The sequence below is a fragment of the Allocoleopsis sp. genome, from assembly GCF_036703385.1.
Taxonomy (GTDB): domain Bacteria; phylum Cyanobacteriota; class Cyanobacteriia; order Cyanobacteriales; family Coleofasciculaceae; genus Allocoleopsis.
Map to the genome: position 1 here is coordinate 1 of NZ_DATNPA010000513.1, position 7,086 is coordinate 7,086.

5 protein-coding genes are annotated in these 7,086 nt (G+C 44.5%); 4 read left to right on the forward strand and 1 reads right to left on the reverse strand.

The annotated features are described in order from the left end of the window. On the reverse strand, window positions 1–720 hold a 720-nt coding region (locus tag V6C93_RS25005; protein ID WP_333479383.1), incomplete at its 3' end, for an inositol monophosphatase family protein. A 743-nt stretch (window positions 721–1,463) separates the two neighbouring features. On the opposite strand from V6C93_RS25005, the gene V6C93_RS25010 reads away from it, so the two are divergent. The 4 genes from V6C93_RS25010 to V6C93_RS25025 all read left to right on the forward strand — a co-directional run bounded on the left by V6C93_RS25010 (window position 1,464) and on the right by V6C93_RS25025 (window position 6,991). Further along, window positions 1,464–2,816, forward strand: a complete 1,353-nt coding sequence (locus V6C93_RS25010) for a sensor histidine kinase (RefSeq protein WP_333479384.1) — start codon at window positions 1,464–1,466, stop codon at window positions 2,814–2,816. 30 nt (window positions 2,817–2,846) lie between these two features. Then, on the forward strand, window positions 2,847–3,089 hold the full coding sequence (locus V6C93_RS25015) for a helix-turn-helix transcriptional regulator (RefSeq protein ID WP_333479385.1): 243 nt from the start codon (window positions 2,847–2,849) through the stop codon (window positions 3,087–3,089). 442 nt (window positions 3,090–3,531) lie between these two features. After that, on the forward strand, window positions 3,532–6,189 hold the full coding sequence (locus V6C93_RS25020; protein ID WP_333479386.1) for an ATP-binding protein: 2,658 nt from the start codon (window positions 3,532–3,534) through the stop codon (window positions 6,187–6,189). A 175-nt stretch (window positions 6,190–6,364) separates the two neighbouring features. Further along, window positions 6,365–6,991: a cytochrome b N-terminal domain-containing protein gene (locus V6C93_RS25025; protein WP_333479387.1), complete on the forward strand. Its 627-nt coding sequence runs from the start codon at window positions 6,365–6,367 to the stop codon at window positions 6,989–6,991. Window positions 6,992–7,086: the final 95 nt, after the last annotated feature.

A 7,086-nucleotide genomic window follows, 5' to 3' on the forward strand; every position in this document is an offset into this window, starting at 1 on the left:
CAGCCCCTCCCCCGCTAGAAAATCGCTGACCCAGCCACCCGCTTCGCGCACCAATAACCAGCCAGCTAGAGCATCCCAAGGATTATGGTGAAGGTTCCAATAGGCGTCCAAGCGACCATCGGCAACCTGAGCGATCGCTAATGCACCTGCACCAAAGCAACGAGGATGACACTGCGCCTCTAGCAACGTCCTGCTTATTTTAATGGAGCGTTCCACAGAGGTTTTGTAACCTAAATCGCACGCCGCTATTGCTTTAGTAATATCCTGACAATCACTCACTTGAATCACCTTACCGTTGCGGGTAGCACCAAAACCCCGACGCGCTGCAAAAAGTTCATCTGCTACTGGGTCATAGATGACACCAATTTCAACCTCGCCTTCAACCAGGTAGGCAATGGAGATGCAAAAATAAGGAATGCCGCGAATAAAGTTAGCGGTACCGTCGATTGGATCGATAACCCATAACTTGCTACTCACAGCACCGCCGCGTTCCTCTGCTAAAAAACCATCCTCAGGGAAACTTTTGGCTAAGGTACTAAAAATCAACTCTTCGACTTCCCGATCAGCCGTGGTCGTTACGTCCTGTTTTCCCTTAAACTCAACCGTTAATTGACTGACATCCTCGAAATAGTCGAGAGCAAGCTTTCCTGCATCACGAGCAACAGCACAGGCGGCGAGGTAGCGCTGAGCGAGGTGGCGAGAGTCATTGTTTTGAGCCATCTTCAGCATTGGATGAGTTTCCTGTCTTTACGCTATCAAAAAACTTTTCATTTCCTAGAGAAAAATTGCGTCTCTATAACCAGTTTGTGGGTGAATGATTCAGCGCATCCATGAGCAAAAGCTGTTCCTGGGATAGTGCACTTATCTCCTCAGAAATTAGTAACAAGAGTAGTTGGTTTCATTCATCACGGGAATGTAAGCATCGGTTTAACGCTCTTCAGCAGAATGTCACTGACTTAAAAGTTTGTCGTAAGCGATGCGATCGCCTCCAGCACTGAAGTCCTAACTACGAACTTATGTTATGACAGTGCCGTTTGCGACAGGTGTCTCCTTAAAAATCAACCATTTTTTATAAAGTTTTATAAAATTATTCTCAGGGAGTTAGAAGAGTTGAACAGCATAACAATTAAGGTAGAAGAGTGGAGCGATCGCGATTAGTTGAGTCGCCCCCGATCGCAACCCTTTCCTGGGAGTGCCTTTATGGAAATACTCTACCGACCATTGGTACTAGGGCTATGTCCGTAGAAATACCTCAACTAGGTATTACAGCATAATCCTCAGGAACTTACACAGCCTTATGTATATAAGGATGCCGGAATTATCTACCCAAAGTGGTATTTGAATTTCCCTAACCAATCTTGTTTAATTTTAATAAAACTTCACAAAAATCTAATCAAATCCAAGACCAGAAAACTTTTTAAAACTTGTAGATTAATCAACACCGACGTGAGGAATAGGCAATTATGTTGGAAGACTGGAAAAGCCTTTTTTACTCAGGAAATTTTATTCCTCATGGGCATTGTTATTTATGGAAACCAGAGTTGGTCTGGCTCAATATCATCTCCGATTCGCTAATTGCACTAGCGTATTTTTCAATTCCCATTATGCTGATAAATCTCGTCGTCTGTAGACGAGATTTGCCGTTTAATCGCATTTTCTTGTTATTTGGAGCCTTTATTATTTGCTGTGGGACAGGCCATCTCATGGCAGTATGGACGGTCTGGTATCCAGATTATTGGCTGTCGGGTTTAGTCAAAGCGATTACTGCACTCGTTTCCCTTTATACAGCTTTGGAACTGCTGCCCTTACTCCCCAAAGTCCTCGCTCTGCCCAGTCCAGCTCAGTTAGAAGCAACAAATCAAGCACTGTTAGAAGAAATCGTCGAACGCAAACGTACACAAATAGAATTGCAAAAGGCAAAAGAAGCTGCCGAAGCCGCTAGCCGTGCTAAAAGCCAATTTCTTGCCACCATGAGTCATGAGTTACGTACACCCCTCAACGGTATCATCGGTCTTAGTCAACTTCTGAAAGAAGATGCTCTGGATTCGGGCTACACAGATATGAGTTCCGACCTAGAAGCGATTTCTTCCTCAGGCATACACCTGCTTACCCTGATCAACGATATTCTCGACATTTCCAAAATTGAAGCAGGTCAGATGAACCTCTACCTAGAAACCTTTCATATCCCGACATTAATTGACCAAGTCGCGATGACAACTCAACCAATGCTTGAGAAGAAAGGTAATACGCTAGTGGTAGATTGTGCCAGCAATCTTGACACCATGCACGCCGATTTGACCAAAGTTCGTCAAGTCCTCATGAACCTCCTCAGCAACGCCTCTAAATTCACTGAACATGGCACTATCACGTTAGAAGTCAGCCGCGAAGAGAAGTTAAAAGTCACCCAGTTCAATGAGCGATTCAATTCATCATTCATCGTTTTTCGGGTAACAGATACGGGCATTGGTATGACACCGGAGCAGTTGCGGCGTATTTTCAAAGCCTTTACCCAGGCAGACTCCTCCACAACCCGCAAATACGGTGGCACGGGTTTGGGGCTAACGATTAGCCGCCATTTCTGCCAGATGATGGGCGGAAAAATCACGGCTTTTAGTCAAGAAGGTAAGGGTTCTATCTTCACTGTGCGCCTTCCAGTCCAAGTGGTTGGGGGTAAGACCAAATCCACGCTAACCGCAGAAACTTCTACAATTAGGGCACTACAGGAGGAATTGATGGTTGGTGAGTGCGATCACGCTCCTGTAAAATTATCTTATGGTAACGTCCAACCCCTCAGGCTATCGGACACAATCTTGTAATACCATGACTAAAAAGTGAGCAGTTAAGCCGTGATTCACTGGAAATTAGCAGTTGTAATGGCTGAGTGCAACATCAGCAATAAGGAACTAGCTCTGTTAATTGGCATGAATCCTAAATCAGTGTCTCGGCTCAAGGTTCGTCGTCGCCTCACCAGGATTGACGAATCTACGCTGAATTCGATTTGCAAGGCTCTGAAGTGTCAGCCGGGGGACTTGATGGCTTATGAAGAGGATGAACCTGACACGGCGCAAACCGTGAGCCATGACCTGTGAACAGTCAGCCTTTTTTTAAGAAGGAAAATCAGTCGGGGTTGGAAGAGTAATCGGCAACGAGCGCAGTGCCCGTTTTGTAACGCGGAATCCATTGCTGAGTTCCATTGCACTAAGAGGCCAATCGACCACCCTAAGCCATTCCTATCTTGAATTAATGTGTTATCCTCGCAACCCGACCAAGTTTCAAGGCCTGCTATTTTTATTCTTCAACAGCCATATATTTTTAATAACTTAAACAATTTAAATATTTGATAAATTTACTAATTTTAACTAATTCGCTTAATAAAATTAAGATTAAGAAAATTTTTATTTTGAAATCGATAAAAATTGTGTGAAGCTCTTGTCCGCTCAAGATTGTATGATTTTCCAGTCAAATAAAATTCTCAAAAAACTACAGGGTAAGAGGTTCAGAGTTTTTGCCAGTCCCCGACAAGGACTAACAGTGTCCCGACCGAGTTTACGGCTCAGATCGTTCCTGATGCTGACCGCTCTGCTCATTGCCGGATACGCAGGAAATTATTTCAATCTATCGCTCTTTTGTGGCGTAGATTTTCTGTTTGGCAGCATTGCTGTCTTAATTGTGGTGTGTCTATATGGAATAGGCTGGGGTGCGATCGCTGCGATGATTGCTGGTTCCCACACCTTTTTCTTATGGGGGCATCCTTATGCAGCGATTATCCTCACCTGTGAAGGATTCCTCGTCGGTTGGTGGCAACGCCGCAAGTGCCCTAATGTTTTGCTGGTGGATGGATTTTTTTGGGTGTTCATCGGAATGCCTTTGGTGTGGCTATTTTACGCCGGGGTGATGGGCGTAGAAACTCACACCGTAGTGCTGGTCATGCTCAAGCAAGCGGTCAATGGCATCTTCAACGCCCTCATTGCTAGTTTGTTGCTTGCTCACTCACCCCTGCAAAACTGGGCGGCGCGTCCTAAAGCCGCCAAAACTTTTTCCCTACAACAGACAATATTTAACCTCTTAGTGGCTTTTGTGTTATTTCCAGCTTTAACCCTGTTGGTTTTGAATAGCAGAAGTGTCATGAACTCTATGGAAAACACTATTCAAGCCAATCTCGAAACCCTATCTACAGACTTGGTTGTTGAACTGCGCTTATGGCATCAACAAAATCTGAACGCACTTAGGCAACTGGGGGAAGTTGCTGTGCGTTCTGAGATGAGACCATCCAGGGAGTTGCAAGAAAGTACAGAACTCTTGCAGCGCACTTTTCCAACATTCGATCAACTTTGTGTTGTTGACAAAGAGGGGAAAGCCATCAGCTTTGCTAATGCGCAAAGCGCGGAAGCATCCTACCGGATGGGAAATAAAACTATTGCTAACAGACCTGAGCTGGATAAATTTGACCTTGCCCATCCACCCATAACGTCCGAGATTTGGCTCAAAGGTGATGATATATCCTCATCAAAGCTCATCCAAACTTTACCCGTGACGCGTAACAATCGCTTGGTCGGCAGTGTCGTCAGCGAAATCAAGTTGAGTATTCTGGATCAACTCCTCAAATCTTTCAGCGCTCCAAAAGAGATTAAAATCACCCTATTGGATCGTCAAGAACACGTAATTACTAGTACCCCCTCTGATTTATCAGCTCTCAGTCTGCTTGCTCAGTATAAAACTGGAGAAATTCGCCATCTCAATACCAAAGTTTACCAATGGCTACCCTTGGGGAAAATGCCGAGCATGATGCGCTGGAAAAAGTCATTTTATGTGCAAAAAAGTTCTGCTGATGAGAGCCTTCCTTTGACAGTGATTGTTGCAGTTTCTAATCAGCTACAATTCATTTACCTGCAAAATATCTATATCCAAAGCTTATCGATCATACTCTTGATTGCGGCATTAGCCCTAGTCCTGGCCAATATAACTAGTCGCTGGTTAGCTCAACCGCTCTGGCAACTCGCTGAGGTAACAACTGGCTTTCCGGATAAACTTCTAGACCAAAAAGCGATCGCTTGGCCTAAAAGTTGGGTAACGGAGATGAACACTCTAGTCTGCAACTTCCAGTTGATGGCTGGCCTACTTGAGCAAAAATTCCAAGAAATCCGCAGTGCAAAAGAACAACTCGAACAACGAGTCCAAGAACGCACCAAAGAATTATCAACCGCTAATCAAGAATTAGAAACTGAAGTCACTGAGCGCCAGCGAGTGGCAGAGGCTCTATGGAAATCAGAGACTTTATTAAAAGCGCAGGCCAAAGAATTAGAGACAGCGTTGCATGAACTACAACACACTCACGCTCAACTGGTTCAGACCGAAAAAATGTCGAGCTTAGGCCAGTTAGTTGCTGGTGTAGCCCATGAAATCAACAACCCCATCAATTTTATCTATGGCAATCTGATTCATGCTAAGGATTACACCCAAGATTTATTAAGATTGGTGGACATGTACCAACAGCACTGTTGCAATTCCACACCCGCCATTCAAGAGGAAATAGAAGCGATCGATCTAGAGTTTCTGAGGGACGACCTGCCTAAGCTCATGGATTCGATGCAGATGGGAGCGGAGCGCATTCATGAAATTGTTCAGTCGCTGCGAACATTCTCTCGCCTAGATGAAGCTGAAGTGAAAGCAGTCAATATCCATGAAGGAATCGACAGTACTTTGATGATTTTAAAAAGCCGATTGAAAGCCACGCCCAAGCGTGGGAATATCGAGGTCATCAAAGAATATGGAGATTTGCCTTTGGTTGAGTGCTACCCTGGTCAGTTAAACCAAGTTTTTATGAACATTTTGGTGAATGCGATTGATGCGTTAGAAGAGTTTAAGGTGGAAAGGTTGGTAAATAATGGACAATCAACTCACCGGGAACTTACAACCCCTTGGATTCGGATTCATACCGAGGTCGTTGCAGAAAATTGGGTACTGATTCGCATTGCCGATAATGGACTTGGCATAACGAAGGAGCAATTCTCGAAATTATTTGACCCCTTCTTTACAACGAAGCCAATTGGGAAAGGGACAGGTTTAGGATTATCGATTAGTTATCAGATTGTAGTAGAAAAGCACGGGGGAAAAATTGGCTGTGTGTCCGATCAAAAGCACGGGGCTGAGTTTATCATTGAGATTCCGCTACGGCAGCCAATGGACTAAACCGCTCAGATTGATGGGCAAAGCTTCCCAATTCTTTCAATGTCAACAGAAGCTAAGGGAGAGAAGTCTGCTATTTTTGCTCGCAGCTTGGTATGAGAATATTCCTGCAACAAAGAGATGCTTGCTGATGAGCCAAGAACGCCCTACGGTAAGTTGTACTCTATGATCATCCACCATGACACTGATGGTTGATTTAGGATTTCGGCGATTGGCTACTATCTTGGCTGTCGCAATTCTCTCTTTGAGTCTGATCGCAGCTATCACAGGAATCCTTTTATCCTTTTATTATGAACCGACGGCAGGTGGAGCCTATAATTCCCTCAGAGCAATTAAATTTGAGATTCCCAATGGCTGGCTGATTCAGCGAATTCATGAAATAGCAGGCAATGGCTTAATTGTGGCGTCTTTGATAGAAATTGTTGTGATGTTTTTGGGTGAGAAATTTCGCCCTAGCTGGCTAACGGCTTGGATCAGCGGAATTCTATTAACCTTAACTGCGATCGCATTAAGCTGGACTGCCATGCTTCTTGATTGGACTCAGGTGGGATATTGGCGTTTCCAAATCGAGTTAGGTACCTTAGAAGCCATCCCTGTTATTGGCTCCCTACTGCGCACCATGCTAACTGGTGGTGGAGCTGTCAATACCGTGACGGTGGCACATCTGTACACGTTGCATAGTTATCTTCTCTCAATTGGAGCACTGATTCTGGCAATGATCCATTTAGGCGGATTATTGATACAAGAGAAAGAAGAGAAAGAGACGCTCAGGGAAGCACAGGCGAATCTTTCGTTTTCTGAGTAACATAGAAAGAGGTACTTGGCACGAATGGCACTGATAAGTAACCGGACAGAATTAATTACATACTGATTCCTTGCTAGACAAAGTTTTCAGCCCAT

Bases quoted from the DNA above. Each gene is read 5' to 3' on its own strand.
- V6C93_RS25010 (WP_333479384.1), top strand. From the start codon at position 1,464: ATGTTGGAAGACTGGAAAAGCCTTTTTTACTCAGGAAATTTTATTCCT.
- V6C93_RS25025 (WP_333479387.1), top strand. From the start codon at position 6,365: ATGACACTGATGGTTGATTTAGGATTTCGGCGATTGGCTACTATCTTG.